Here is a 25,721-nt window from a genome sequence, read left to right as displayed (position 1 = left end):
AGCTCCAACACCCATGGCAGGGTTAGCACTAGCAATCGCAAGCTTAGGCTGGTGCTGGGATGGCGTTTTAGTCGCACAAGGTATTTTGCACACCCCAGGCTTAGTCCAGTGGATCAGTGCAGCTATTGCAGCGGTATTGCTTCTTGTTTTAGCTGTGAAATTTTTGATTCACGGTCATTTACTTCGTGAAGATCTTGCTCACCCTGTTGTCGGCAGTGTGGTACCAACATTTGCAATGGGGTGCATGGTGGTGTCAGCGTCTTTGGCGCCAATCTCTCAATTCTTACAAGAAGCTATGTGGTTGGCTTCTGTGGCTTTGCACGTTGTGTTTCTAATGAGCTTTTTGTACCACAGAGCTAAAAACTTTGAGATTCACCACATGGTGCCAAGCTGGTTTGTGCCACCGATCGGTATTATCGTCGCTGACGTCTCTTTCTCTGGTAATCCAGTTTTAGAGCCAGTAGCTAACGCGACTTTGGTATTCGGCTTATTGGTTTACGCAGTAATGCTACCAATCATGGTTTACCGTTTGATCTTCGCTCACGAAGTGCCAGATGCTGCAAAACCAACGATTGCGATTATGGCAGCACCGGCAAGCCTATCTTTAGCGGGTTACTTAACCGTTACTGCTAGCCCTTCACCTGTGATCATTGGTTTACTATTTGGTATTGCAGTGTTGATGACGTTCATTATCTATATGGCGTTTTTCAAACTACTTCGTCTTCCATTTAGCCCTGGTTATGCAGCGTTTACCTTCCCAATCGTGATTGGTGCAACAGCCTTGTTTAAACTGGCTGCGTGGATGCAAGCACAAGGTATTGAAGCGCATTACATCAATCAAGTGTTTGGCCTAGCGTATCTTGAATTGATTGTGGCTACGTTGGTTGTGGGTTATGTCGCTGTTCGTTACTACATGAACTACAAACCTCATCGTGTTTTAGGCGCGGTAGCGGGTAGATTGTAAGAGGCAATAGTTCAAAAGATAAACGAAGCTTAAGCTTTCGGTATTTCATAAGCTTATATTCCTCATCCAAACTCAGCACTTATGCTAATCTGGCAGTATATTGTGGCAAGATTAGCGTGAGTGCACTTTGTTTACTGTTTATCATTCCAATAAAGTTGATACTTTAAAAATCCTTCTCGTTCACTTAATCAAAAGTGACCCTTTAGCCAATCCTTTCGAAAAAGAGCAGATCTTGGTTCAGAGCCCTGGTATGTCTCAATGGCTTAAGATGGAACTCGCCAAAGAGTTTGGTGTAGCAGCAAATATCGATTTTCCTCTCCCAGCAACCTTCATTTGGGATATGTTTACCCAAGTGCTTCCTGATGTACCGAAACGCAGTGCTTTTAATAAAGAAGCGATGACGTGGAAGCTAATGAATTTGCTACCCGCGAAGCTTGACCATCCTGATTTCTTACCCCTACAGCGCTATCTTGAAAACGACGAAGACGGCTCTAAGCTGTATCAATTGGCAGAGAAAATTGCCGATATCTTCGATGGTTACTTGGTGTATCGACCTGAGTGGATGGCGATGTGGGAAGCGGGAGAACCCGTTGCAGAATTGATTGATAGTGAAGGGCAACAAGAGCACCCTTGGCAGCCAATTTTGTGGAAGGCACTCTACGAGCAAACGCTCTCTCAAGGCCAATCAAAGTATCACCGTGGCAACTTGTATCACGACTTCATTGAAGCGTTAGCTAATCAACAAGGCCAGTTACAACACCTGCCGAAACGTTTGTTTGTGTTTGGTATTTCGTCACTGCCTCCTCGCTACATGGATGCTTTGAAAGCACTTGGCGAACAGATTGATGTCCACCTGATGTTTACCAACCCTTGCCAACATTACTGGGGCGATATTCGTGACCGTAAATACTTGGCTAGAGTGGAAGCGCAGCGTCGTAAGCAGTTTGCTTTGGTTGATGGTTTACCTCTACTTGAAGGCGAAGCCTCACCATTGAAAGATGGCATTGAAGCCAATATTGAAGACGAACTGCATACCAGCCAAGCGGTCGGTAATAGCTTACTTGCGTCTATGGGTAAACTGGGCAGAGATAACCTGTTCTTGCTGTCTCAATCAGACAGTGAAGAGCATGAGTTCTTTATTGATGTTGAGAGAGACAGCCTGCTGCATCAACTGCAAGCGGATATTCTTGAGCTAGAAGAACACCAAGACGATCACATCTTAGATTCCAGCAACCACAAACAAGTGGTTGAGCTGGGCGATCGCTCGTTGACGGTACACGCTTGTCACAGCCCAATGCGTGAGGTTGAAGTTCTTCATGATCAGCTGTTAGCAATGTTTGACGCTGACCCGACACTAAAGCCACGCGATATCATCGTGATGGTGGCAGATATCAATGCCTACAGCCCTGCGATTCAGGCGGTATTTGGTAATGCTCCGGGTGAGCGTTATATCCCTTACTCGATCTCGGATAGAACGGCAGACCAAGAGAGCCCAATTCTGACCGCGTTCATGCAGTTGGTCGCGTTACCGAACACGCGTTGTCTAGCTTCTGAACTTCTAGAGCTATTAGAAATCCCAGCGATGATGGCACGCTTCGGTATTGATGAATTTCAATTTGAACAAGCTAAGCAGTGGGTTGAAGAAGCGGGTATCCGCTGGGGCGTCGATTCTTCTACGGCAACAGAGTTTGATTTGCCTGCCACCGAGCAAAATACTTGGCTATTTGGTATCCAGCGTATGTTACTGGGTTATGCGATGTCGGATTCCGCAGGTTTGTTTGAAACTGGACACTCTCCAATTGCAGCTTATAACGAAGTTCAGGGCATTAACGCCGAACTTGCTGGTAAGTTAGCGCACTTTATTGATCGTATTGCCCATTACCGTCAACGCCTTGCTGAGACGCAATCCATCGATATGTGGCGTGAAACCTTGCTGCAAATGATTGATGATTTCTTCGCTGTTGAGCTAGAAGGCGAGGTGGTGCTTAAGTCGATTCGTGATGCACTTTCTCAATTGAATGAACAGCTTGATGATGCCTTGTACGAACAAGAGCTATCGCCAAGCATCATTTATCAGTACTTAAACAATAAACTGTCGGGTGCGCGTATCAGTCAGCGTTTCTTAGCGGGGCAAGTGAACTTTTGTACCCTGATGCCGATGCGTTCTATCCCGTTCAAAACTGTTTGTCTATTAGGCATGAATGACGGTGTTTACCCACGCTCAATGCCGCCGGAAGGTTTTGATTTGATGAACGGACGCACTCGTCCGGGAGATCGTTCTCGTCGTGATGATGACCGTTACCTATTCTTAGAAGCGATGTTGTCGGCGCAAGAGTGTTTATACATCAGTTATGTCGGCCGCTCGATTCAAGATAATACTGAGCGAGTACCGTCGGTATTGGTTTCTGAGTTGATTGAGTACTGCCACCAGAACTACTGCCTAAGTGAAGACCAATCATTACCAAGTGATGATTCTGGTATCAAACTGACTCAAGCAATCAGCTTTGAACACACCATGACACCATTTAGCCCAGCAGCCTTTACGCAAGGTGATGCAGGTCATGTATTGAGCTACGCCAAAGAATGGCTTCCTGCGGCAAATCGTTCTGGTGAGCGCAGTGGTGAATTCAATCGCGCTTTGGATGACTATTTGCTTGGTGCGAGCTATCCGTTAGAACTCGATTTGGTTGAGCTACAGCGTTTCTGGCGTTTGCCGGTGCAATACTTCTTTAATCGCCGTCTAAAAGTGGTGTTTGAGCCACCGCTTCCGGTAATGGAAGACGACGAGCCGTTCGTGCTTAATGGCTTAGAAAGCTTCCAGCTTAAAGATGCGCTGCTGCAAGTGTTGCTGGACCACCCAGAAGGCGCAGACGAAGCGGTGCGACTGTTTGTCTCTGAGCAAAAAGCCCAAGGTCGATTACCGGTCGGCGCCTTTGGTGACATCGAATTTGAAACCAATCGTGTTCAAGCGGAAGACTTAGCCAAAGAGATTAGATTTGTGAGCGGATCACCGCAGCAAGATCTCGAAGTGAATATCGAGTTTGACGTGTTAGGCGAAGGCAAGCCTGTTCGCTTGATGGGGTGGTTAACTCAAAACTATCAATCAGGTCTAGTGCGTTTCCGTAGCGGCAAAATACGCTCTCAAGATTACTTGGCTGCGTGGATTGATCATCTATCCTGCGCTGCTATGGGACACGGAAAAACGACCCATATTATTGGCTATGACAGAAAAGAGGGCGTGGTTCACCAAACGCTACAACCTATCGGCGATGCGCAGCAAGCGAAGAGTATATTAGCTGAGTTAGTACGATTGTTTTATCAAGGTATGACTGCACCATTGCCATACTTCCCGAAAACGGCATTAGCTGGTGTTGAAGCGGGCTTTAGCCGTGGTAAGTGGGTCGATGATGAAGAAAAGTCACTCAAGAAAATGGCCGATACCTTTAATGACAGCTTCGCCTTCACGGGCGAGGGTAGAGATACCTACATCTCACGAATCTGGTCTAAATGGGACGATGAATTGGCTACTGAGTCGCGTATGTATTCAACGCTTGTGCTACAGGCGGCAAGGTTGGCTACTGCCGATCTGGAAGATCAGGAGTAGGTGGCTGTGATCGACAAGATCAATAGCGAGTGCGCTGAATTAATGAAAGACAAAAGAGAGTCGCTGGTAAGCGTTTGGTACGCTTGCTTTCAAGATGAAGGGAATCAAGGTGAATAGAAGCAAGGTACAGGAAATAAAGTGGCCGCCAGTAAATCATTATTAGTGTAGGGCGTTCGCTGTACGGCCACAGGTCAGAGGGACCATTATTCTGTGGTTCAAAGTAACGCCGTAAAGTACAAAACTCGTACGTGCTCCTGAACTCGTGGGCGCATAGTAGCGGGGCGATCCGAATTGATCCGTGAGAGAGATCGCACTAACTATTAACAAATTAGCGTAGGACGTAAATTGAATGACGTTTTCCACGCTAGGTCACATTTGTAACAACACATTTATCAGAAGGCAGTAAGGCATGACGACCACAAGCAGTGTTCAGGTAATCGCTCCACAGACACTCGATACCATGACGTTTCCACTTCATGGCGCGCGTTTAATTGAAGCATCAGCGGGTACAGGTAAAACATTTACCATCGCTGGCTTGTACTTACGCCTACTGCTCGGGCATGGCACGGCCGCTCCACAAGGTGATCTGACTGAAGCCACTCGACACCATGAGCCGCTAACCGTAGACCAAATTCTGGTGGTGACCTTTACTGAAGCAGCTACGGCTGAGCTGCGAGATCGTATTCGTGCTCGTATTCATGATGCACGCATTGCGTTTGCACGTGGGCAAAGTGACGACCCAGTGATTGCGCCTTTGTTACAAGCCATCGATGATCATGCTGGCGCGGCTAAAACTCTGCTTAACGCTGAAAGACAAATGGATGAGGCTGCGGTATACACCATTCACGGTTTCTGTCAGCGAATGTTGACTCAAAATGCTTTTGAGTCTGGAAGCCGCTTTGATAACGAATTTGTGACCGATGAAAGCCACCTAAAAGCACAAGTAGTTGCTGACTATTGGCGTAAACAGTTTTACCCGCTGCCCATTCAACTGGCTGGTGAGGTTCGTAATATCTGGGGTTCACCGGCTGCATTATTAGCAGACGTAAATCGTTATCTGACAGGATCTCCGCTGAAATTGACGGTAGATGCGATGTCGGGCGACTTGCAAACTCTGCACAACCAAAACCTAGATAAAGTGAAGCAACTTAAAGCGCTGTGGTGTGAATCCGAAGCGGACTTTTTGGCTTTGATCTCTGCTTCGGATGTGAACAAGCGTAGCTACACTAAGAAATCTCTGCCGACATGGTTAGAAGCTGTGACAGCATGGGCGCAGAGCGACACTCATGATTACCAGTTTCCAGATAAACTAGAGAAGTTCTCACAAGCAACGTTAATTGAAAAAACACCAAAAGGCGTCGCACCTCAGCATGCCGTTTTCGAAGCGATTGAAGATTTCTTAAATCACCCAGCCGACTTGAAAGCTCCATTGCTGGCACATGCGATTACCCATTGTCGAACTATGCTAGCAAAGGCGAAACAGCAAAAGCAGTGGTTATCATTTGATGATTTGTTGACTCAGTTATCTGCGTCGATTGATGTCGATGAGCAGTCCTTGCTGGTGGAAAGAATTCGCACACTCTACCCAGTTGCAATGATCGATGAATTCCAAGATACCGATCCGCTGCAATACAGTATTTTTAGCCGAATCTATCTCGATAATCCGCAGTGCGGCTTGTTTATGATCGGTGACCCGAAGCAGGCTATTTATGGCTTTCGTGGCGCAGATATCTTTACCTATATCAAGGCGAGAAACCAAGTTAGTGCTCACTACACCTTAGGCACTAACTGGCGTTCAAGTGCCGATATGGTCAGCGCAGTAAACCAAGTTTTTATGAACTCGGATAGCCCGTTTATCTACGATCAAGACATTCCATTCTTGCCCGTTGCTGCCAGTCCATCGGCCGACAAACGCCAATGGGTAATGAACGGAGAAACTCAGCACGCACTCACCTTTTGGCTGCAAGAGGCTGAAGACAAGCCGTTACCAAAGGGCGAATATCACAAGGCAATGGCAGAGGCGACGGCGAGTCAAATTCAAACCATTCTGACCGCTTCTCAAAACCAGCAAGTCTATTTTGATAACGGCAAAAAACAACATGCCGTGAATGCGGGTGATATTGCTGTCTTGGTTCGAACCGGCAGTGAAGGTCGCCTGATCAAAAATGCGCTGTCTGAACAAGGCATTGCGAGCGTGTATTTATCCAACCGAGACAGTGTGTTCACCAGCTTGGTCGCACAAGATATTCAACGTTTGTTGCAGGCGGTGCTGACACCTGAAAATGACCGAGCATTACGCGCCAGTTTAGCGTCGGAGTTGTTTGCTCTGGATGCCGCATCATTGGATGAACTCAACAACGATGAAGTGGTGTGGGAAAACGTCGTTAACGAGTTTAGAGAATATCGTAAGTTGTGGCTTCAGCGCGGCGTGTTGCCAATGCTTCGCAGCGTGATCAGTAAACGACATCTCGCGGAACGCTTACTGGAAGAAGAAAATGGTGAGCGCTCACTCACTGATTTAATGCACATTGGCGAATTGTTGCAACAAGCTAGGCAGGAGCTCGACAGTGACTATGGCTTGTTGCGTTGGTTGGCAGAAGCGATATCAGATGCACAAAATGGTTTAGGCGGCAGTGAAGATGACATTCAACGTCTTGAGTCAGAGAGAAACTTGGTTCAAATCGTTACTATTCACAAATCGAAAGGTTTGGAATATGACCTTGTATTCCTCCCATTTGTCGCGAGTTACCGAGAAGCGAGCGAAGGCAAATTCTACGACCATGATTCAGACACCACAGTACTCGATATTACTGGCAGCGACAGTGCCTTAGCGCAAGCCGATAAAGAACGACTAGCGGAAGATTTGCGCCTGGTTTATGTAGCGCTGACTCGTGCGGTTTATGGCTGTTTTATTGGTATAGCGCCACTGCGTAAAGGGCGTTCAACCAAAGAACCGACAGGCGTGCATTTGAGTGCGATGGGCTACTTGGTTCAAAACGGACAAGAGCAGGGTATTGCCGAATTGCATCAAGCTCTAACGGCAATTGAAGGCAAAAATTCAAGTGTGCTGTTAGCCGAAACACCAACCGCTCATGAACAGGTGTTTGTACAAACAGAGCAAGTGAGTGACGACTTACATGCTAATGAACTCAAGGCTTCAATCGACCGAGCTTGGCGTATCACCAGTTACTCGGGGCTTGTAAAGCAAGGCAGTCACGGCGCGAGCCATGACGCGACCATTGAGGTGTCTGGTTTTGATATTGACTCGGCTGATGAGCAGGATGAGTCTGAGTTGATTGAGCCTGAACGCTCTATCTTTACGTTCCCTCGTGGTGCTCGCCCAGGTACTTTCTTACACACCTTGTTTGAGGAGGTTGAATTTACCGAGCCAGCAACCAGTGAACATAACACGCAAGTAATCACTCACTTATTAGAATCAGAGCAATATGAATTAGAGTGGCTACCTGTGCTTCAGCAACTGGTCGATACAGTGCTGAACACCGAATTAGACGGCAAGAACTTAAAGCTAAGCGAGAAAGACTCGACGCAACGTTTAGTTGAGATGGAATTCTTACTGCCGATCGAAGTATTGGCTGCATCTGAACTGAATCAAACCATTCAATATCACGATCCATTGTCAGCCAAAGCGGGCGATCTAGGTTTCCAAACCGTGCAAGGTATGTTGAAAGGCTTCATCGATTTGGTGTTTGAGCACCAAGGTAAATACTATGTACTCGACTGGAAATCGAATCACTTAGGAGATGATGTTGCTGTCTACCATGGCGAGGCATTGAAATCGGCGATGGCCGACCATCGCTATGATTTGCAATATCAAATCTATGCATTGGCGTTGCACCGTTTCTTACGCAGCCGCGTTGCCAATTACAGCTACGAACAACATTTTGGTGGCGTGTACTACTTGTTCTTACGAGGAATGGACGGCCAATCTCAGCAAGGTATTTTCTCGGCCAAACCAACACTGGCTTTACTTGATGAAATGGATCAATTGATTGACGGTAAAGTGATAGACAGACGTTCGGCACAATTGAATGACGATGAAACTGGACAGATGGGGCTTTTATAATGACAACAACGACCACTAATACCGGCATAGATACTGCGAACACAGCAAAGCCAGTTTCACTTATTCCTGAGCAACTGATGGATGTACTCCAGTTTCTTGCGGATAAGGGTTCTATTCGTCAGTTGGATTATCAATTTGCCCGTTTTCTTGCTCAGCAAGCCACGAGCTACCCTCAAGAGATCGGCTTTCTCGCGGGGGTAGTGAGCCATGAATTAGGCAAAGGACACATTTGTACTCAGCTTATACAGCAGCATACGACAGGCCCTGAACTAGCGGCAGATCTTGCTCAGTTACTTGGGTTATACGGTGAAACTGCACTGCAATTGAACCAAAAACTGTTGGGTATTGATTGGGTGGCTGTGCTTCAATCATCAAACTTAGTGGGAACGACCAACGATTGTGTTAAGCCTCTAATGTTCGATGGGCAGCGTGTCTATTTACAGCGTTATTGGAACTACGAAGTTGTGTTGGCTGAGACCTTAAACCGTTTAAGTAAGCCGGTAGAGTTCAATACTGAGCAGAAAAAAGCGCTGACTGAAACGCTCAATCTGCTTTTTGCACGTAGCTATCATTTTCTGTTTAACGCCTTAGCCAGGGCTGAAGCAAATCAGCAGACGTCTCAGGTATTACGCCAACAATTGGTGTGTGACCATCTTGATATTGTGAATGAGCAGGCTTTAGATTGGGGATCAATCGACCAAGCGATTGTACAAGCTAAGCAGGTGACGGACTTAGATGTGTTGGACGACTTGGTGCCGTTATCGGCATGTTTGAACTGGCAAAAAGTCGCGGCAGCGGTGGCGCTGAGTCGTCGTTTTGCGGTGATTTCTGGTGGGCCGGGTACTGGTAAAACAACCACGGTAACCAAATTACTGTCGGCGATGGTCGAGCAATCGCTCAGCCAAGGTAAAACACCAACGATTAAGCTAGTGGCACCAACGGGTAAAGCGGCGGCGCGTTTAACCGAGTCGATCGGTAAAGCAATTGAACAGCTGCCATTAGCGCCTGAAGTGAAAGCCAACATACCGACCGAATCGAGCACCTTACACAGATTACTCGGCGCGATTCCTAACCGTGCTGAGTTTAGGCATAACCGACGCAATCCACTCCACCTTGATATCTTGGTAGTGGATGAAGCTTCAATGGTTGATCTGTCGATGATGTATAAGCTGGTGGATGCACTTCCTGAGCACGCAAGGCTCATCTTATTGGGTGATAAAGACCAACTCGCTTCAGTAGAGGCAGGTGCTGTGCTCGGTGATATCTGTTCATTCAACTCTGCAGGGTACAGCACAGCGCAAGGCAATTTGATTGCAGAGATGACAGGTTTTGATGCGATAGCTAAACCAAGACAAGACAAAGCTGGAGCGGTGAATCCGCCTGCGATTGCGGATAGCTTGTGTATGCTGCAGAAGAGTTATCGTTTCGATGCGCGCTCCGGTATCGGTCAGCTGGCAAAAGCAATCAATAATGGTTCTGCGAATCAAGTAGACCAAGTGTTTGCCAAAGGTTTTGGCGATATCGAAAACCACCCTCTGTCGAGTGACAGCTATAACCTGATGCTGCGTACTTTGGTTAACGAGTATGGTGCGTACCTCAATAGAATGAATGTGCCGTTGGAAGAGTTAGAAACTCAAGAAGCGAGAGCGAAATCGGTACTCGATTTGTTCAGCCAATGCCGACTGTTGTGTTCCATTCGTGAAGGGGATTTTGGTGTTAAAGGCCTCAACCACAGAATTGAAAGAGCACTGGCCGCAAGGCGTTTGGTGAGCCCTCATAATGATGAGCTGTGGTATCACGGACGTCCTGTTATGGTGACGCGAAATGATCATGGCTTGGGTTTGTACAATGGTGATATTGGTATCTGTATGCTTGAGGCGGGTTCTAGTCAACCTGACTTAACCCCTCGTTTGAAGGTCTATTTTGAGTTGCCCGATGGCAGCGTAAAAGCTGTGCTACCAAGCCGAGTGCCCGATCATGAAACGGCTTATGCAATGACAATACACAAATCTCAGGGTAGTGAATTTGATCTGACCTTAATGATCTTGCCGCCAGATTTCAGCCCTATTTTAACGCGGGAGCTTATCTATACAGGTATTACACGTGCGAAGAAACGACTGATGATGTTCAGCGATACAAATGTGTTGAAGCGTGGGATTAAGGTGAAAACAGAGCGAGTGAGTGGTTTAGGCAGTCGCTTAACGAATTAGTCGTTATGGACGGCTAGAGAAGGTTTTGAACTTAGGGCTAGACAAACACAAAGCAACCATCCTTGGTTGCTTTGAGCGTTATTAGGAATCAGAGCCTAAAAACGCTCGAGTAAACGATATGTGGTTTATCTTGTACTTTGCTTGGCAATTCAAAATAAACTCTTTTAGATTCTCGCTAACAGGGAACACGCAGTGTACGTCTAGCCCTTCTAAGAATTGGTTATCAGCCATATCCCAAAAACTTTGCAGCGAGTTACAAACAATGGTTCTCATATCAATATTGCTCTTTTTGCTGTTTATATTAACGAGCATAGCTAATGTTAGCGTGCTGGCCGTCAACGGGTATAGCAATCCGTGCAGTGACCACCTCAATGAGTTCGACATGACTATCGAGATGGCAATTCCAATAAAAACATTTGTTAAGATTATTAAAGCGTCTAAATTCTATACAATTATACGTGTGAGTGAAAGTGCATAGTTAATAAATCTCATATAGAAAACGATTACATTTGCAATTATTTTTCCTTTGAAGTGAGATTTTAGTCCAAAACTTTATTTACACATTTAACGCTAAGATTTTTGAGTTACGTTGATAGTTGTACAGCCCCTGTTTTTCCATCGGTAGCTCATCAACTCCGATCTCGTAAAACCCTTGTTCACGGAACCAATGCAGGCTATGTGTGGTTAAAACGAAAATTTGGTCGATATCACGAGACTTCGATTGATGACGCATGTAGTCCAGTAATATTTGCCCGCGGTTGCCATCACGATAATCAGGATGAATCGCCACACACGCCATCTCTGCCATGTGATCTTCCGGATACGCATATAGTGCAGCGCAACCAATAATCAGTCCGTCTTTTTCGATAATCGTAAAGCGGTGAATCTCTTGTTCCAATTGTTCTCTTGAGCGACGAACGAGAATGCCTTGTTCTTCCAAAGGACGAATAAGGTCAAATATGCCACCAATATCGTCAATCTGAGCTTGTCTTACTTGCTCGGCACTAGCCATGACCACTTGGGTTCCAATACCGTCAAAAGAGAACAACTCTTGGATTAATGCGCCATCTACCTTGTAGCTGATTAGATGACAACGAGGCACACCAGCTCGACAAGCGGAGATCGCTCCTTTCAAGAAGCGCAGTGTTCCTGTGCTCATGTCTTCGGCAGGATTTTGAGATTCCGTTAATCGTTCTAGAATTTGCTTGGCATCTTTAGGGAAGAGTTCGGCGAGCACGTTACCGCGTTCATCTGTTACCCCTTGTTCGGAGCAGAAGCCAATCAGCTTGTCGGCCTTTAGACGAATAGCAACTTGGGTAGCGACCTCTTCAGAAAGTAGGTTAAAGCTTTCGCCTGTCACGGAGCTGGCAATAGGGCCAAGCAGTACAATTGAACCTTGGTCAAGCGTGCGATTGATCCCTTCGATATCGATTCGACGAATACGCCCGCTGTGGCAATAATCCGTACCGTCATCCACGCCAAGCGGTTGAGCCGTAATGAAGTTACCACTCATAACATTGAGTTGAGTGCCTGCCATCGGCGTGTTGTTTAAGCTCATTGAGAGGCGTGCGGTGATGGCAAGTTGAAGCTGTCCAGCAGCCTGCATAGCGACGCCCAAAGAATATTCATCAGTGACCCTAATATTCTTGTGATAAGGCGTATGGCAATCTTGCTTGGCAAGCAATTGGTTGATCTGCGGTCTTGCCCCGTGAACGAGAACAATCTTTACTCCAAGGCTGTGGAGCAAGGCTATATCACTAATAATGTTACCAAAGTTCCTGTCGGCAACGGCTTCGCCTCCCAGCATAATGACCATGGTTTTGCCACGGTGAGCATTTACGTAAGGGGTTGATTGTCTGAAACCTTTTACTAGCGCTGTACTTCTTAATTTCACAGAACAAGTCCATTTTGTTTGTTTATTCGATAATTTAGCATTTAAATTCAAATGTAAACAACACCTTTTTGGAATAAAGCGCAAACTATTCTTATCTAGGCTTCAATATATAAACTGTCTCAGTGTAGAATGCGCATAGCATCCTTATGAGTAGTCACCGAATGCAACAAGCTCCAGCAACAAAGAACAAAATCGATGAGATAACCAAAGGTCTCTACAGCGAAGCTGATCAGCGCAATCAATCTAAGTTGAAGCGTAAGATCATTGAACGCTGTTTAATGGTTCTAGCCTTAGTGGGTTCGTTTGCGGTGGTTTCTTTGTTCGGCGATGTGCTTTCCCGAGTGCAAAATGCGGCGACGCCCGACAATCTGATATACGGCACTTGGATAGAGCAAGATGTTGCACATTATGCGACCGATGAGTTTGTTCTGAATGCTAATGGTGTGTCAGTTCGTGGGTCTGTTGTTTCGACGAGCTTTGACTTTGATGGAAACTACTTTGAATACAAGGCGGGTGATAAAACCTATCGCTTCCGCATGACCAATTCTGACAATACAGAAATGGTGCTCGATTCTGACAGTCACTACAATCCCATCTTCCGCCTTAAGGGCCATATCGATAACTCCGTCCGATAGGTTATCTTCTTGTAAACTCTTACAATCTAAGATTGTGTTATCTGACTGTTTTTGTCATCCTCGATGCATAGAATTTTTAGGATGACTCTTGTGATTAAAAAATGGCTTCCCCTTGTCGCTGCCTCTTTGTTATTTGGCTGTGCTCAACCCACTGATCTTGCTCAGCAACACCTTGATGACGAATTTCCTCGCACCTTGAATAAGGTCGATCAGGTTGAATCCAATAAACCAAGAGACTACACCGCATTTGCAGAACAAGCTGAGATGGTGGTTTCTAAATCCCCTTCGATGGCTAAAATCTATGAGCCGCTTTATCAACAACTCAATGAGTGGGCGATGCTGAGTGGAGATCCAAGCGAGCTAGCGAATTTTGGCGTTCAAACCGCTCAACTAGGTGGTGGTGATAAACAAGGCAATGTTTTGTTCACGGGCTACTTTTCTCCTGTGATGGAGCTGCGCCACGAAGCGAATGAAGAATACCGTTACCCTGTTTACGGGCTTCCTGAGTGTGGCAAAGAGTGTCCAACACGCGAAGAGATTTACAACGGCGCATTAGAAGGTCAAGGCCTTGAGTTAGGTTATTCAGCAAACCGCATCGACCCATTTATGATGGAAGTGCAGGGCAGTGGATTTGTGCACTTCGGTGATGATGACACGCTGCAGTATTTCGCCTACGCGGGTAAGAATAATAAAGCTTATGTGAGCATTGGCCGTGTTCTGATTGAACGAGGCTTAGTTCCACGCGAAAAAATGTCGCTAAAAGCAATCAAAGAGTGGGTATTGGCAAACGATCCTGAAGTAGTGAAAGAGCTGCTTGAGCAAAACCCTTCTTTCGTTTTCTTTGAAGCGAGAGACGACCTATCGGTAATGGGCAGCGCGGGCATTCCTCTATTACCGATGGCGGCGGTAGCGGGCGATCGCTCTATCTTACCTATGGGAACACCGATTCTTGCTGAGGTTCCACTACTGAATGCTGATGGTACTTGGAGCGGCGCTCATCAACTAAGACTGCTATTGGTTTTGGATACGGGCGGCGCGGTTAAGCAAAACCATTTGGACCTTTACCACGGCATGGGCCCTCGAGCGGGTACAGAAGCGGGCCATTACAAGCATTTTGGTCGTGTGTGGAAGCTCGGTTTAGATGGCAGCGCAACTGAAGCGCCTTGGGCTTTGCCTCCTGAAAAGGTTGAGTAAGCTACAATAAAAAAGGGCATTGAAAGCGAATCGCTAATCCCCTAGACTTTTTATTCAAGAGTGCGTATAAAACGCACTCTTTTCTTTTTCTCAGAAATAAATTGGCGGCAAGAATGCGTGAATTGACCACTCCAGCTTCAGAAAACTATGACCAACGATTTGGTGGCACTCGTCGCCTGTATGGCAATAGTGAAGTCGACATACTTAGAGGAGCACATGTGTGTGTGATCGGTATTGGTGGTGTAGGTTCATGGGCGGTTGAAGCGCTTGCTCGTACCGGTTTAGGTGAGCTGACGTTGATCGATATGGATGACGTGTGTGTAACTAACATTAACCGCCAGATTCATGCTATGTCGGGTACCGTTGGTAAGAGCAAAATCGAAGTGATGGCAGAGCGCGTCAAGCTGATTAATCCTGAGTGTAAGGTTAACCTGATTGATGACTTTATCGGCCCAGACAATCAGGCTGAATACCTATCGAAAGAATTCGACTTTGTGTTAGATGCGATTGATAGCATGAAAGCGAAGGCTTCACTGCTGGCGTACTGTCGTAGCAACAAAATCAAGGTGATCACTACCGGTGGCGCTGGTGGTCAAATCGACCCAACGCAAATTAAAGTGGCCGATCTGACCAAGACGATTCAAGACCCGCTAGCGAAGAAGCTAAAAGACACCCTTCGTCGTCATCATAATTTCCCTAAGAATCCAGCACGTAAGTTTGGTATCGATTGTGTGTTCTCAACTGAACAGCTGAAATATCCTCAAGCTGACGGCAGTGTATGCGCTGCGAAAGCAACAGCAGAAGGTCCAAAGCGCATGGATTGTGCGACGGGTTTTGGTGCGGCAACGGTGGTAACTGCTACGTTTGGTTTTGTGGCTGTTTCACGTATTGTAGAAAAGCTGATTCAAAAGCACGCTAAGTAACGTCTTCTACTCAATTAACAATCGACTGGATATGAAAATGACCACCTTCCCAAGCTCTCCTTTCGGCACTGAAATTACCAGTGATGATATTGTCGCGAAAATGCAGACATTCAGCGGCTGGGAAGACCGTTATCGCCAAGTGATTCAATGGGGAAAAAAACTACCTAACATGCCTGATGAACTGAAAAGTGAGCAGGTTGTAGTGTCTGGTTGTGAAAGCCAAGTGTGGTTGGTTTCTCAGAATATCGATGGTGTTTGGCACTTTTGTGCTGATTCTGATGCTCGTATTGTGCGCGGTCTGATTGCATTAGTGATGGCTGCGTATGATGGAAAAACATCAGAGCAGGTTCAAGCGTTCGATATTGATGGTTACTTTGAACAAATCGGTCTAATTACCCACCTTAGCCCATCTCGCGGTAATGGATTAAAAGCGATTGTTGCTCAAATCCAAGAGCTAAGTGCTTAATATCTCCTTGATACACAGAAGCAAAAAGGGTTGACGTTAAACGCCAACCCTAAGTAATTTCGCTACTCCCTAAAGCATATCAACGGCTTTTTCTATCGCCGCTACGAGCTTTTCAACATCATCCATGTTGTTGTAAATACCAAATGAAATTCGAACCGTTCCTTTCACATTAAGTGCATCCATTAATGGGTGAGCACAATGATGTCCTGCACGTACTGCGATACCTTGCTGATCCAGTAGAGTCGCTATATCTTGATGGTGAACACCATCCATCACAAAAGTAATCACACTTGCGTTAGGTTGATACCCTAAAATCTGAATGTCATCCAGTTTACTGAGAGCAAGATAAGTCTCGTGTTGTAGTTGGTGGATATGATTTTCGACATCTTGTTGTACAAAACCACTTAACCATTCTATTGCGGTGCTTAGTGCTATGGCTCCTGCCACATTTGGCGTGCCCGCTTCGAATTTGCCTGGCAGTTCTGAAAAAGTAGTGCCAGAGAAAGAGACGCGCTCGACCATTTTGCCACCACCATGCCAAGGTGGCATCGCTTCTAACAATTCAAGCTTGCCGTAAAGCACACCGATGCCCGCAGGGGCATAGAGCTTGTGTCCAGAGAATACGTAGAAATCCGCACCTAAAGCTGCAACATCAATAGGCTCATGGACGATGCCTTGCGCGCCATCGACCACAACAATCGCATTCATCTTGTGTGCTTTTTCTATGACAGCTTCAATTGGCTGACGAGAACCCGTCACATTGGTTATCTGAGCTAATGCAACAATCTTGGTTCGTTCATTTAAAAGCGTATCAAACGCGACTAGGTCAAATTCGCAATCCGATGTCATCGGTACTTTAACGACTTTAGCGCCGGTTTGTTGTGCAACAATTTGCCAAGGCACTATGTTGGCGTGATGCTCCATTTCACTCACTAAGATCTCATCGCCTGGCTGAAGGGTACTTCTTGCGTAAGTTTGAGCAATTAGATTGAGCGCCTCGGTGGCACCACGAGTCCAGATGATCTCTTTTGAAGAGCTTGCACCGATAAACTGAGCGACCTTATCTCTGGTAGCTTCAAACTGACTGGTCGCGTTCGCTGTTAAGCTATGGCTACCACGGTGAACATTGGCATTTTGTTTGGAGTAATATTGGCTAATGGCATCAATAACTACCTGAGGTTTTTGTGTCGTTGCCGCGCTGTCTAAGTAAATCAATGGTTGTTGATTGATGGTTTGTGATAGCGCAGGAAACTGCTCTCGGATGTGATTGATATCAAGCATCTATTCTTACCTAAAATCTTGGAAATTGGTGCCAGCGTTATGCTTAGCGGTATTGTTATTTTATCGCGACTTGTTGACCGTTGCTGACTAATCTTGATGATTCCAGCTATTTTCTTGCTCTTTGACTTGATCGAACAGCTTTTGGTTAACGGGAACTTCTATCTGATGCTTATTTGCTGTTTTTATCAGGTGTCCAGTGATGAAGTCGATCTCTGTCTTGCGTTGGTAAAACATATCCTGCTTCATGGATGAGTTGTTCTGGGCTGTGGCTTGGATTACCTGTTTGACGCTCGCTTCTAACTCTTCGATCGAACAATCAATACCTTCTGCCTGAATAACTTTTGTGAGCTCTTCAACGATAGAGCTTAAAGTATCTCCAAACTTTTGCTCTGCAAGTTCGCCATTCTTGACTTGCTCTAACCCAGTCAGTGGGTTGATAGCACAGTTGATGGCGAGTTTAGTCCAAAGCGCGATTTTTATTTGTGGGTTCCAACTCACAGTGGGGAGAGCATCATCCAATACATCAACCAAAAACGTGCACTGTTGACCCGTTTGGTTAAAAGCACCCAACTGGGTTTGTCCTATTCCTGTATGAGATACACTATTACGATCAGGTTTGAATGCTGCTTGGGTCGTGGTTGCCAATACTATCGGGTGAGCATTAATTTGAGTGGCAATGTTGTCGACCGCGCCCATTCCATTGTGCATGAACATTAGAATGGTGTCTGGGTCGAGATGTTGGAGGAGCGGAGTGGTTGCGGTTTCGACTTGCCAAGCCTTGACGGTGAAGATAACCAGATCACTCGCGGCTAATCGTTCGATATTGTTGTTACTGAAGGAAAGGGAAGCTTGTCCATCAAGTGATAAGTCAATTGAGTTATCAGTGGAACGACTCCACAAAGACACATTATGACCAGCTTGAAGTAGTTTTATTGCCCATAAAGAGCCGATGGCCCCTGGCCCAACAATAATGATGTTCACAGCAATACCGAGATAAGAAAGTGATGCTGCAAGGATAGCGAGGCATTAAATGAAAGCAATAAAAAATGGCACCCGAGGGTGCCATTTAGGAAACTTTCTTAGAAGTTCAATTAGAACTTGTAAGTAGCTGCTACGTAATGAGCAAAGCCAGAAGTTTTGCCAGCTAAACCGCCATCTTTAAGGCCGTATACGTCGTTGTAAGCTTTTAGACCGTAACCTAGAGCAAAACGATCGCTATGCCAGTAAAGACCGTTGTACATTTGACCACCATGAGAAGAGTTCAATGCAGCGAAATCATCGTTAACACCAAATTGGTAATCAATGTAACCTTGGTAAGATACAAATGAACCATTTTCGAAGAAGTAGAATGGTTTGAACCAGTTAGCTGAAATTTGGTAACCATTCCAGTCTTTAGCGTTTAGATCGTACATACCGTATAGGTTTAGACCAACTTTACCTAACCATGGCACTTCTACATCAGAACCAAGACCAATGAATGTTTGGTATAGAGGCTCATTGGACTTAACTACAGGATTACCGTCTTGGTCTAATTCAGTAGTCTCGAAAGAGTACTCAGCGCCGCCATTGATTACAGTTTGGTTCGCGATGTATAGCTCTTTTACTGGGCCAAAAGACAGGTCTTTACCTGTAAGGCCATCTAGAGACATACGAGGTGCAAATTTTGCAAAGATACGGTCAGAACCAGCTTTGTCACTGCTGTCATTATTTAGAACATTAAAGAAATCAACGTAACCATATAATTCCCAAATTCCTGAACGGCCACCAAACTCCATTTCAATGTAGTCGTGTGAAGATTCACCTGGTAGCTCGTCGAATGCGCCCATTAGGTTGAACTGCATCCATTTGTAATCGTTCTTGTGAGTATCGCCGTCAGTATAGTCAGCTGCCATTACTGGAGCAGATGCTGCTGCAAGTAGGCCAAGAGTTAAAAGTGATTTACGCATAATGGAACTCTCTATGTTTAAAATAAGTAACCCGCTAATCCGTGCGTGTTTGTATGTCCGAATGTCGAGCATAATAGCGATTTTGTTCTCAAATAAAAGTGAGACAGAGTGAAAACTATAATTATTATGGTGAGCTTGATCACACTAACGATCTAAATGATGGAACTTTAATGTGTCAATGCATCTTGGTGCACATCTAATTCTATTGATTTTGTGAAACTCGATTATTTTGTGGATAAATAGGTGAAATACTGTGCTAAGCAAACGATTCTACTAATTAGAGTGACATGCATATCAAAATCAACAGTATTCCTTTCTAAGCGTTTTCTCTTTAAAAATGACTCATTCAAACCTCCTTTCAATCTTGTCTTTGATCTATTTTTGACCAACTTCGTAATGATGTTGGAATCAATTGATGAACAACTCATGTGATGACTGACTAGGAATTTCAACCTAGCTACTTTTTGAATCACGGAGAATTAAAGACAGTTCACTGCACTAGATTTTGAGACAATTTTTAAAGATTAGTTATTGGACTAATCATTTGTGTGACGAACTGGTCTAACTTTTTTGGAGAGAAGACCGATGAAATATTCACCAGTACTCGCGGTAGCGATGTCAGCCCTGTTCATTGTGGGGTGTGATGATGACGATGAACCAACAACTCAACTACAAGCTGTACATGCATCGCCAGATGCTCCGTTGGCTAATGTCTTAGTAAATAGTCAGGCTCGTTGGAGCGGTGTCGATTATGCTCAAGCATCCGGATATACCTCAGTAGATCAAGGACAGACAACCCTGCAAGTCGATGTCCAACTCCCAGGTGACGCAGTAGCGACTGTGATTCCGCCAAGCCAATTCGATTTGAGCGGTAACCTAGATTACACCGTAATGGTGGTCGGCGATGCTGATGGTTCTAATAACCCGGTTGAGGCTTTAGTTGTTACAAGGCCTGCTGAGGGAACGGCAACAAGTTCAAGTTTAGATGTGCAAGTTGTTCACGCGGCAACAGGGGTTGGGGATGTGAACTTATATGTAACGGCACCGAATGATCCATTGGGCGCTCCGCTTGGTACTCTCGGTTATAAGGACTTTACTGACGTACTCAATATCCCAGAAGGGCAATACCGAGTGAGATTAGAAACCGTGAGTGGTAGTGCTATTGCTTTTGACTCTGGAGAAATCACTCTTTCTGGCGGTAGCGAGCTAACGATTGCGGCGGTGCCAAGAGCTGATTCAAACAGTGCATCTCCGGTGAAGTTGATGGTGATGGATGGTCAGGGTTCATCTTTAATCTACGATATGGCAGAAAAGGCAGAAGTGAGAGTGGGGCATTTGGTTGATGGTGCACCTGATGTCGATGTGTTCGTTAACTCTACTAAGTTTGCTCCTCTTGATGCTCTGATGTTTAAAGAGATTCGCGGCTTCCTAGACTTGGCTGCAGGTAGCTACGATATTGATATTTACGAAACTGCAACGACGACTCCAACATTTATCGATGTTGATGGTTTAGCTGTATTTGCTGGGATGGATTACAGCATTTATGCAGTGGGTACGTTAAGTCCACTCAATTTGGAACCACTCGTTGTTCCTGAAAACCGTCGCCCGGTTGCGACCAGTGCGGTGTTAAACATTACCCATGCGGCGGCTAACCCAATTGCGGCTTCGGTTGATATCTACTTAACAGAAAACACGGGTATCTCTGGTAGCACTCCGGCGCTAAGTGATGTGAAATTCAGAGATTATGCGAATGGCATTTATGTTGCGGCGGGGTCTTACTTTGTGACGATTACTGTAGCGGGTCAGCCGTCAGTTGTGGCTATCGACTCTGCGCCCGCAACCTTAGCTGATGGTGTGGTGTATCAAGTCGTGGCGATTGATGATTCGATGGGTACGGGTTTTAACCTAATTGTCAGTGAAACAACAGACTAGATCTGAAGACAGAACGTAGAAGAGGGTAGATCAATGCTACCCTCTTCTTATTTGTTTTCTTTGACTCTATTCTTGGTTAGTTTTGGCTTTCTCTAATAAATCCGTGAAAAAGTGGCGTAACGAGTAGAGCATGATCAAACTTGGAATCACCATAAGTGCGGTCAGTATAAAGAAGGTTGACCAATCATTGAGGTAATCGACCAATTCACCACTAAATGAAGCCAGTGTTGTTCGACCGAAGTTACCCAAGGATGCGAGTAATGCATATTGGGTTGCAGAGAAGGCCTGCCCAGTTAATAACGTTAAGAAAGAGACAAAAGCTACTGTTGAAAAGGCGGTCGTGAAGTTATCGACAATAATCGTTGCCAAGAACAGTGTTTCACTTGGGCCTGCTTGAGCGATCCATGCAAACATTAGATTACTGGCTGCCATGGCAACACCGCCAATCATCAGTCCGCGTACAATACCGAATTTCACATTGAAGACACTGCCTACCAAAGTGAAGAATATCGTCGCGCCCCAGCCAATTAACTTGGAGTAATGACCGATCTGTTCATTACTGAAACCTATCTCTTTATAGAAGGTGATCGACATGCGACCTAGGAAGGCTTCACCTATCTTAAATAGGAACACAAACAGCAATAGAGTAATGGCAACTTGAACTCCGTTTCTTTTGAAGAAATCATAAAATGGTTCAATTACCGTCACACTGAACCAAGCGACAAGCTTTGAGCCGACCACTTTATTGTGTCGCTGTTGTGCTTGTTCTTGTAGGGCTTCACGTTGTGTATTTGGCTCTCCGACAAAAAGAGTAAACAGCATTAATACAACAACGACACCTGCCATTCCGTAATACACGCCATTCCAACCGATTGAGTCTGCATTAATAAAGGCAAGGTAGCCTGGTAGTGAATACCCCGTCCACCAACCAATTACGGCCATTGCAGAAGCTTGCGGCAGTTTTGATGCTTCGGATTTTGGGAAGGTATCAATACGAAATGCATCAATCGCGATGTCTTGCGTGGCTGAGGCAATGGCAATAGCGAGCGCCAACATTGAAGTAAACGCCAAGTTCTCTGCGGGATTGACGCCTGCGATGAATAAGGTACCGATTAAAACAATGGATTGGCAGAAAAAGATCCAACTGCGTCGCTGGCCGAGTATTGCGTGAAGCACCGGCAGTTTTACTCGGTCTACCAATGGTGCCCATAGAAAGTTAATCGCATACACGGCAAACACACTGCCAAAGTAGCCGATGGCAGCACGCGTTAAACCTGCATCTTTTAGCCAACCAGACATATTGGATCCAATAAGAACCCATGGGAAGCCACTCGAACAGCCGAGCATAAACACCCAAAGTAGGCGTTTATCTAGGTAGCTGCGGAAAGTCTGCATCCAAGAAAGAGAGGGAGTGCCTGATGACATAGGGCGTCCTTGTGTAGAAAAACGCCCTTAAGAAATAAGGGCGTTAGATTGGATTACTTAAGAAGGGTCACTTTAGTGATGACGATTGGGTCAACTGGTATGTCTGACATGCGGCCCATTCGCTTGGTTGGAATCGTTGCCATCTTTTGAACAACATCAAAACCTTCAGTTACTTTGCCGAATACAGCGTAGCCTGGGTTGCTACCTTTTGCGTTCAAGAAGTCATTATCAGAGAAGTTAATGAAGAACTGACGAGTTGCAGAATCTGGCGCATTAGTACGAGCCATCGCGATTGTTGCTGTATCGTTCTTCAAGCCATTGCTGCCTTCATTCTTGATAGGAGCGTAAGTTGCTTGTTGATTCATCTCTTGATCGAAGCCGCCACCTTGAGCCATAAAGCCAGGAATAACACGGTGGAAGATAGTGCCTTCGTAGCTGCCGTCAGCAACGTATTTTAGGAAGTTCTCCGCACTAACCGGTGCTTGTTCTTGGTTAAGCTCAATAGTGAAGTCGCCTAATGTTGTTTCCACGTTTACTTTAGGACCAGCCCAAACGCTCACGCTCACTAGCATTAATGCGATAGAAGATAAAATACGACCCATTAGAAACGTTCCTTCATGTAAGTTTGTAGCTCTTGGTCGTTAGCGATCTCAGTAAGAACCAAGTTAATCACGTCATTAAGAACCATAGAGATGTCGTCGTTAGATGCACTCAATGCACCAGTGCGTGTTGCAGTGCCGTTGAATGTTTTAACTAGTTTGCCTTCAGGTGTTTCAGCGGTAACTTCAAGCGTTACTTTACCGTCCATTTTGTTTTCCATAATGGTGTGCTCTACGGTAACGAGTGCTTCTTGAATCTCTAAAACAATCGAGTTTTCACTGTTTACGCTCGCACGAAAACCTTGAGACTCTAACTGCTGTGCAACAGCATTTTCTAGAGAAATACGCATGTTTTGCTTAGCGTGAATTGGCTGAATGTTTGAACGGCCACTATCAACCAATGCAACATATTGAGCGGCACGAACATCTTTACTGGTTAGTGTGTATGTTTTGCCTTGTACAAGGTTGCTTGAGCTTAGTGAAGCTTCTGGCATTACATTGATCTGTTCTTGCTGAGGGGCTGAACATGCTGTCAAAGCCATAATAGAAGCAGCCAAAATCAGTTTTTTCATTCCTTTATCCTTTCTAAATTCACACCAGAAGCTCGGTATCTTAAATTCTTGTGAAGTCGTTTCTGCTTATTTATTAAAATTCGCAGGCTCTCTTGTTGCTTGTAATATCTCAAATTTTTGGTTTAGTTCAAGCGTTTCAACGTTAGCTTCACCAAATAGTCTCGCTAGTTTGACATCGTATCCGAGGTGTCGGTTGCCAATAACAATTAATTTGCCTCCATTGCTAAGAACATGCTTTGCATCACAGAACATTTGCCATGCAATGTGATCAGTAATCGCTTGTTGCTGATGGAATGGAGGATTACACATCACTAAGTAGGTGCTGTTTTTCTTAAAGCCATCTAAACAGTTGTTGGCGATGAACTGGAAGTTGCCGTCTTCACCAAGGTTATCCTTGACGTTTTGGCGTGCTGACTCCACAGCCATAAAGCTTTCATCCACACAGGTAATACGAGCTTGTGGGTTCAATTGCCCTGCTTTTACGCTCAATACACCGTTGCCACAGCCTAGGTCGATGATATGACGCAGCTCTGGATCTTGAGGGATATGCTCTAGCATATAGCGAGCGCCTTGATCGAGTGCTTCCCCTGAGTAAACATTTGGTAAATTTTTCAGACGGATATCTTCACCGTCCACATCCCATTCAACAAAAGGCTCTACTGTTTGAATAGGCTGGCAGTTTGGAGACGAGAATACTAAGCGGTGTTTTTTCTTCGCTAGTGATGTTTTGGTTTCGCCTAGGTACTTTTCGAACAGGTTAAGCGTAGAAGTGTGAATCTCTTTTACCTTGTTGACGCCAATCACTTGGCAGCCTACAGGCAATGCTTGGCGTAGCTGGCTCAGTTGCCAGATTAGGTGACGATTTGTTTTTGGCAGCTGCATGATCACAAGGTCGATACCGTGTGGGATATCATCCATCGTGTTCAAGAAGTTCACTCGGTTACTTTGATTGCGCTGCAAGTTTTTCAGGGCGCCACGGTGAGAGATAAATGAGTCGCTCATCATAGTGACATCATGATCTTTCGAGAACCAAGTCGATAGGGCACCGAAGCTGTCGTTCATGATCAGGATGTGTTTACCAGGTTCAAGGTTCATCTCTTCAACATGGCTAATAATGTATTCGTCGCCCGCATCCCAAGCTTGAAGGGTTTCATTTGAACGTTTCGGGAAACGATGTAAGGTCAAAGTTCTGTCGTGAAGGGTAAGTTCGGTTTTCATTGCTTGAGATACTTATGTAAGAAATAACAAAGATATTGTCTCAAATGCAGGCTGAACAAGATAGAAAAAACTCAACCAAACCTATGCCATTCGCTATGAAATACTCAGACACTCGACCTGTTAGGGTTTATACTCAGCCCACGGATAATGCCAATACGTTATTAAGGAATCACAATGATCCAAGAAGTTATCGAAACAAAATTGCACAATGAGTTTTCACCAAGTCATTTAAACGTGGTCAATGAGAGCTATATGCACAATGTTCCGGCTGGTTCTGAGAGTCATTTCAAAGTGATTGTTGTCAGCGATGTGTTTGAAGGTTTGCGTCTTATTGCTCGTCATCGAGCGGTAAATAAGGCACTTTCAGAAGAGTTAGCCAATAATATCCACGCACTGTCTATTCACACTTATACAAAAGATGAATGGATGAAGCAGCTAGATAGCGTGCCAGACAGTCCAATGTGTATGGGTGGCGGAAAGTAAGAAGGCCTATATACAGAGAAAAGCGCCATGGCGCTTTTTTTGTCGTCAAACGTATGTATTTTTCGTTCTTATATCACCCAAACTGATGTCAAATTGAACGAGCTCAAATACCTACAATGAGTAATGTTTTTATTAACAGTGTTTCAACATAACTAGTAAAATATTAGTTTGTGACAGAGTATTAATCTCTTGTTTAAAACACGATTCAAAAGCCATTTTATCTGTGCGGCTCGTCAAATTTATACATATTTGAGAGGCCATATGCTTCAAATCTCACCAAATAAAGGCTGT

The 25,721-nt window shown here is 45.2% G+C and carries 19 protein-coding genes; 10 read left to right on the top strand and 9 right to left on the bottom strand.

Annotated features, from left to right (window positions below):
* Window positions 1-13 precede the first annotated feature (13 nt).
* The 4 genes from AB4209_RS00390 to recD all read left to right on the top strand — a co-directional run bounded on the left by AB4209_RS00390 (window position 14) and on the right by recD (window position 10,862).
* Window positions 14-964 (top strand): TDT family transporter, encoded by a 951-nt coding sequence (locus AB4209_RS00390; protein ID WP_170960879.1) that lies wholly within the window; start codon window positions 14-16, stop codon window positions 962-964.
* A 127-nt stretch (window positions 965-1,091) separates the two neighbouring features.
* Entirely contained in the window at window positions 1,092-4,568 is a 3,477-nt protein-coding gene (recC, locus tag AB4209_RS00385; protein ID WP_372054403.1) for an exodeoxyribonuclease V subunit gamma, read from the top strand.
* Window positions 4,569-4,977: 409 nt separating this feature from the next.
* Window positions 4,978-8,652 carry an exodeoxyribonuclease V subunit beta gene (recB, locus tag AB4209_RS00380; protein ID WP_372054401.1) on the top strand — a complete coding sequence of 1,225 codons (3,675 nt, stop codon included), beginning with the start codon at window positions 4,978-4,980 and terminating at the stop codon, window positions 8,650-8,652.
* Window positions 8,652-10,862 (top strand): exodeoxyribonuclease V subunit alpha, encoded by a 2,211-nt coding sequence (gene recD, locus AB4209_RS00375; protein WP_017064195.1) that lies wholly within the window; start codon window positions 8,652-8,654, stop codon window positions 10,860-10,862. The genes recB and recD overlap by 1 nt, the downstream gene beginning before the upstream one ends.
* A gap of 81 nt (window positions 10,863-10,943) precedes the next feature.
* Here recD and AB4209_RS00370 read toward each other — a convergent pair whose 3' ends face one another.
* Entirely contained in the window at window positions 10,944-11,135 is a 192-nt protein-coding gene (locus AB4209_RS00370; protein ID WP_046224581.1) for a hypothetical protein, read from the bottom strand.
* Between the two features lie 283 nt (window positions 11,136-11,418).
* Window positions 11,419-12,756, bottom strand: a complete 1,338-nt coding sequence (gene argA, locus AB4209_RS00365) for an amino-acid N-acetyltransferase (protein WP_017064194.1) — start codon at window positions 12,754-12,756, stop codon at window positions 11,419-11,421.
* A gap of 161 nt (window positions 12,757-12,917) precedes the next feature.
* On the opposite strand from argA, the gene AB4209_RS00360 reads away from it, so the two are divergent.
* From AB4209_RS00360 to csdE, 4 genes are all read left to right on the top strand, one after another.
* Window positions 12,918-13,391: a DUF2850 domain-containing protein gene (locus tag AB4209_RS00360; RefSeq protein WP_017064193.1), complete on the top strand. Its 474-nt coding sequence runs from the start codon at window positions 12,918-12,920 to the stop codon at window positions 13,389-13,391.
* An 81-nt stretch (window positions 13,392-13,472) separates the two neighbouring features.
* Window positions 13,473-14,585, top strand: coding sequence for a murein transglycosylase A (gene mltA, locus AB4209_RS00355; protein ID WP_017059898.1), 1,113 nt, complete (start codon window positions 13,473-13,475; stop codon window positions 14,583-14,585).
* Window positions 14,586-14,698: 113 nt separating this feature from the next.
* Window positions 14,699-15,508 carry a tRNA cyclic N6-threonylcarbamoyladenosine(37) synthase TcdA gene (gene tcdA / locus AB4209_RS00350; RefSeq protein WP_048657895.1) on the top strand — a complete coding sequence of 270 codons (810 nt, stop codon included), beginning with the start codon at window positions 14,699-14,701 and terminating at the stop codon, window positions 15,506-15,508.
* A gap of 37 nt (window positions 15,509-15,545) precedes the next feature.
* Window positions 15,546-15,974 carry a cysteine desulfurase sulfur acceptor subunit CsdE gene (gene csdE, locus AB4209_RS00345; protein WP_372054440.1) on the top strand — a complete coding sequence of 143 codons (429 nt, stop codon included), beginning with the start codon at window positions 15,546-15,548 and terminating at the stop codon, window positions 15,972-15,974.
* Between the two features lie 69 nt (window positions 15,975-16,043).
* Here the strand turns inward: csdE and csdA are convergent, their stop codons facing one another.
* The 3 genes from csdA to AB4209_RS00330 all read right to left on the bottom strand — a co-directional run bounded on the left by csdA (window position 16,044) and on the right by AB4209_RS00330 (window position 19,081).
* Window positions 16,044-17,255 (bottom strand): cysteine desulfurase CsdA, encoded by a 1,212-nt coding sequence (csdA, locus tag AB4209_RS00340; RefSeq protein WP_372054398.1) that lies wholly within the window; start codon window positions 17,253-17,255, stop codon window positions 16,044-16,046.
* Between the two features lie 87 nt (window positions 17,256-17,342).
* A complete protein-coding gene (gene panE / locus AB4209_RS00335; RefSeq protein ID WP_372054396.1) occupies window positions 17,343-18,236 on the bottom strand; it encodes a 2-dehydropantoate 2-reductase in 894 nt (297 codons plus the stop codon).
* 110 nt (window positions 18,237-18,346) lie between these two features.
* Window positions 18,347-19,081 (bottom strand): outer membrane protein OmpK, encoded by a 735-nt coding sequence (locus AB4209_RS00330; RefSeq protein ID WP_372050946.1) that lies wholly within the window; start codon window positions 19,079-19,081, stop codon window positions 18,347-18,349.
* Between the two features lie 705 nt (window positions 19,082-19,786).
* Between AB4209_RS00330 and AB4209_RS00325 the strand changes: the two genes are divergently transcribed.
* Complete coding sequence (locus AB4209_RS00325; RefSeq protein WP_372054394.1) at window positions 19,787-21,133, top strand: DUF4397 domain-containing protein; 1,347 nt, start codon at window positions 19,787-19,789, stop codon at window positions 21,131-21,133.
* A gap of 66 nt (window positions 21,134-21,199) precedes the next feature.
* On the opposite strand, the gene AB4209_RS00320 is transcribed toward AB4209_RS00325, so the two are convergent.
* The 4 genes from AB4209_RS00320 to AB4209_RS00305 form a co-directional block, all read right to left on the bottom strand.
* Entirely contained in the window at window positions 21,200-22,558 is a 1,359-nt protein-coding gene (locus AB4209_RS00320) for an AmpG family muropeptide MFS transporter (protein WP_372054392.1), read from the bottom strand.
* A 53-nt stretch (window positions 22,559-22,611) separates the two neighbouring features.
* The gene (locus AB4209_RS00315; protein ID WP_017059906.1) at window positions 22,612-23,160 is read right to left on the bottom strand and encodes a peptidylprolyl isomerase; all 549 of its coding nucleotides are present in this window, start codon (window positions 23,158-23,160) and stop codon (window positions 22,612-22,614) included.
* Window positions 23,160-23,729 (bottom strand): YajG family lipoprotein, encoded by a 570-nt coding sequence (locus AB4209_RS00310; protein WP_017059907.1) that lies wholly within the window; start codon window positions 23,727-23,729, stop codon window positions 23,160-23,162. The genes AB4209_RS00315 and AB4209_RS00310 overlap by 1 nt, the downstream gene beginning before the upstream one ends.
* A 66-nt stretch (window positions 23,730-23,795) precedes the next feature.
* The gene (locus AB4209_RS00305) at window positions 23,796-24,947 is read right to left on the bottom strand and encodes a methyltransferase (protein ID WP_017059908.1); all 1,152 of its coding nucleotides are present in this window, start codon (window positions 24,945-24,947) and stop codon (window positions 23,796-23,798) included.
* A 174-nt stretch (window positions 24,948-25,121) separates the two neighbouring features.
* On the opposite strand from AB4209_RS00305, the gene bolA reads away from it, so the two are divergent.
* Window positions 25,122-25,430, top strand: a complete 309-nt coding sequence (bolA, locus tag AB4209_RS00300; protein ID WP_017059909.1) for a transcriptional regulator BolA — start codon at window positions 25,122-25,124, stop codon at window positions 25,428-25,430.
* Window positions 25,431-25,721: the final 291 nt, after the last annotated feature.

This window comes from Vibrio sp. 10N.286.48.C11 (assembly GCF_041469805.1).
GTDB classification, from domain to species: domain Bacteria; phylum Pseudomonadota; class Gammaproteobacteria; order Enterobacterales; family Vibrionaceae; genus Vibrio; species Vibrio crassostreae_C.
The sequence above is the reverse complement of the archived record's forward strand: the minus strand, read 5'-3'. Positions and strand labels throughout refer to the sequence as shown.

Excerpts from the sequence above, each read along its gene's own strand:
- recD (WP_017064195.1), top strand. The coding sequence starts at position 8,652 with ATGACAACAACGACCACTAATACCGGCATAGATACTGCGAACACAGCA.
- AB4209_RS00315 (WP_017059906.1), bottom strand. The coding sequence starts at position 23,160 with ATGGGTCGTATTTTATCTTCTATCGCATTAATGCTAGTGAGCGTGAGC.
- csdE (WP_372054440.1), top strand. The coding sequence starts at position 15,546 with ATGACCACCTTCCCAAGCTCTCCTTTCGGCACTGAAATTACCAGTGAT.
- AB4209_RS00310 (WP_017059907.1), bottom strand. The coding sequence starts at position 23,729 with ATGAAAAAACTGATTTTGGCTGCTTCTATTATGGCTTTGACAGCATGT.
- AB4209_RS00360 (WP_017064193.1), top strand. The coding sequence starts at position 12,918 with ATGCAACAAGCTCCAGCAACAAAGAACAAAATCGATGAGATAACCAAA.
- mltA (WP_017059898.1), top strand. The coding sequence starts at position 13,473 with ATGACTCTTGTGATTAAAAAATGGCTTCCCCTTGTCGCTGCCTCTTTG.
- AB4209_RS00320 (WP_372054392.1), bottom strand. The coding sequence starts at position 22,558 with ATGTCATCAGGCACTCCCTCTCTTTCTTGGATGCAGACTTTCCGCAGC.
- AB4209_RS00330 (WP_372050946.1), bottom strand. The coding sequence starts at position 19,081 with ATGGGCGCATTCGACGAGCTACCAGGTGAATCTTCACACGACTACATT.
- bolA (WP_017059909.1), top strand. The coding sequence starts at position 25,122 with ATGATCCAAGAAGTTATCGAAACAAAATTGCACAATGAGTTTTCACCA.
- AB4209_RS00325 (WP_372054394.1), top strand. The coding sequence starts at position 19,787 with ATGAAATATTCACCAGTACTCGCGGTAGCGATGTCAGCCCTGTTCATT.
- recB (WP_372054401.1), top strand. The coding sequence starts at position 4,978 with ATGACGACCACAAGCAGTGTTCAGGTAATCGCTCCACAGACACTCGAT.
- AB4209_RS00390 (WP_170960879.1), top strand. The coding sequence starts at position 14 with ATGGCAGGGTTAGCACTAGCAATCGCAAGCTTAGGCTGGTGCTGGGAT.
- csdA (WP_372054398.1), bottom strand. The coding sequence starts at position 17,255 with ATGCTTGATATCAATCACATCCGAGAGCAGTTTCCTGCGCTATCACAA.
- tcdA (WP_048657895.1), top strand. The coding sequence starts at position 14,699 with ATGCGTGAATTGACCACTCCAGCTTCAGAAAACTATGACCAACGATTT.
- AB4209_RS00370 (WP_046224581.1), bottom strand. The coding sequence starts at position 11,135 with ATGAGAACCATTGTTTGTAACTCGCTGCAAAGTTTTTGGGATATGGCT.
- AB4209_RS00305 (WP_017059908.1), bottom strand. The coding sequence starts at position 24,947 with ATGAAAACCGAACTTACCCTTCACGACAGAACTTTGACCTTACATCGT.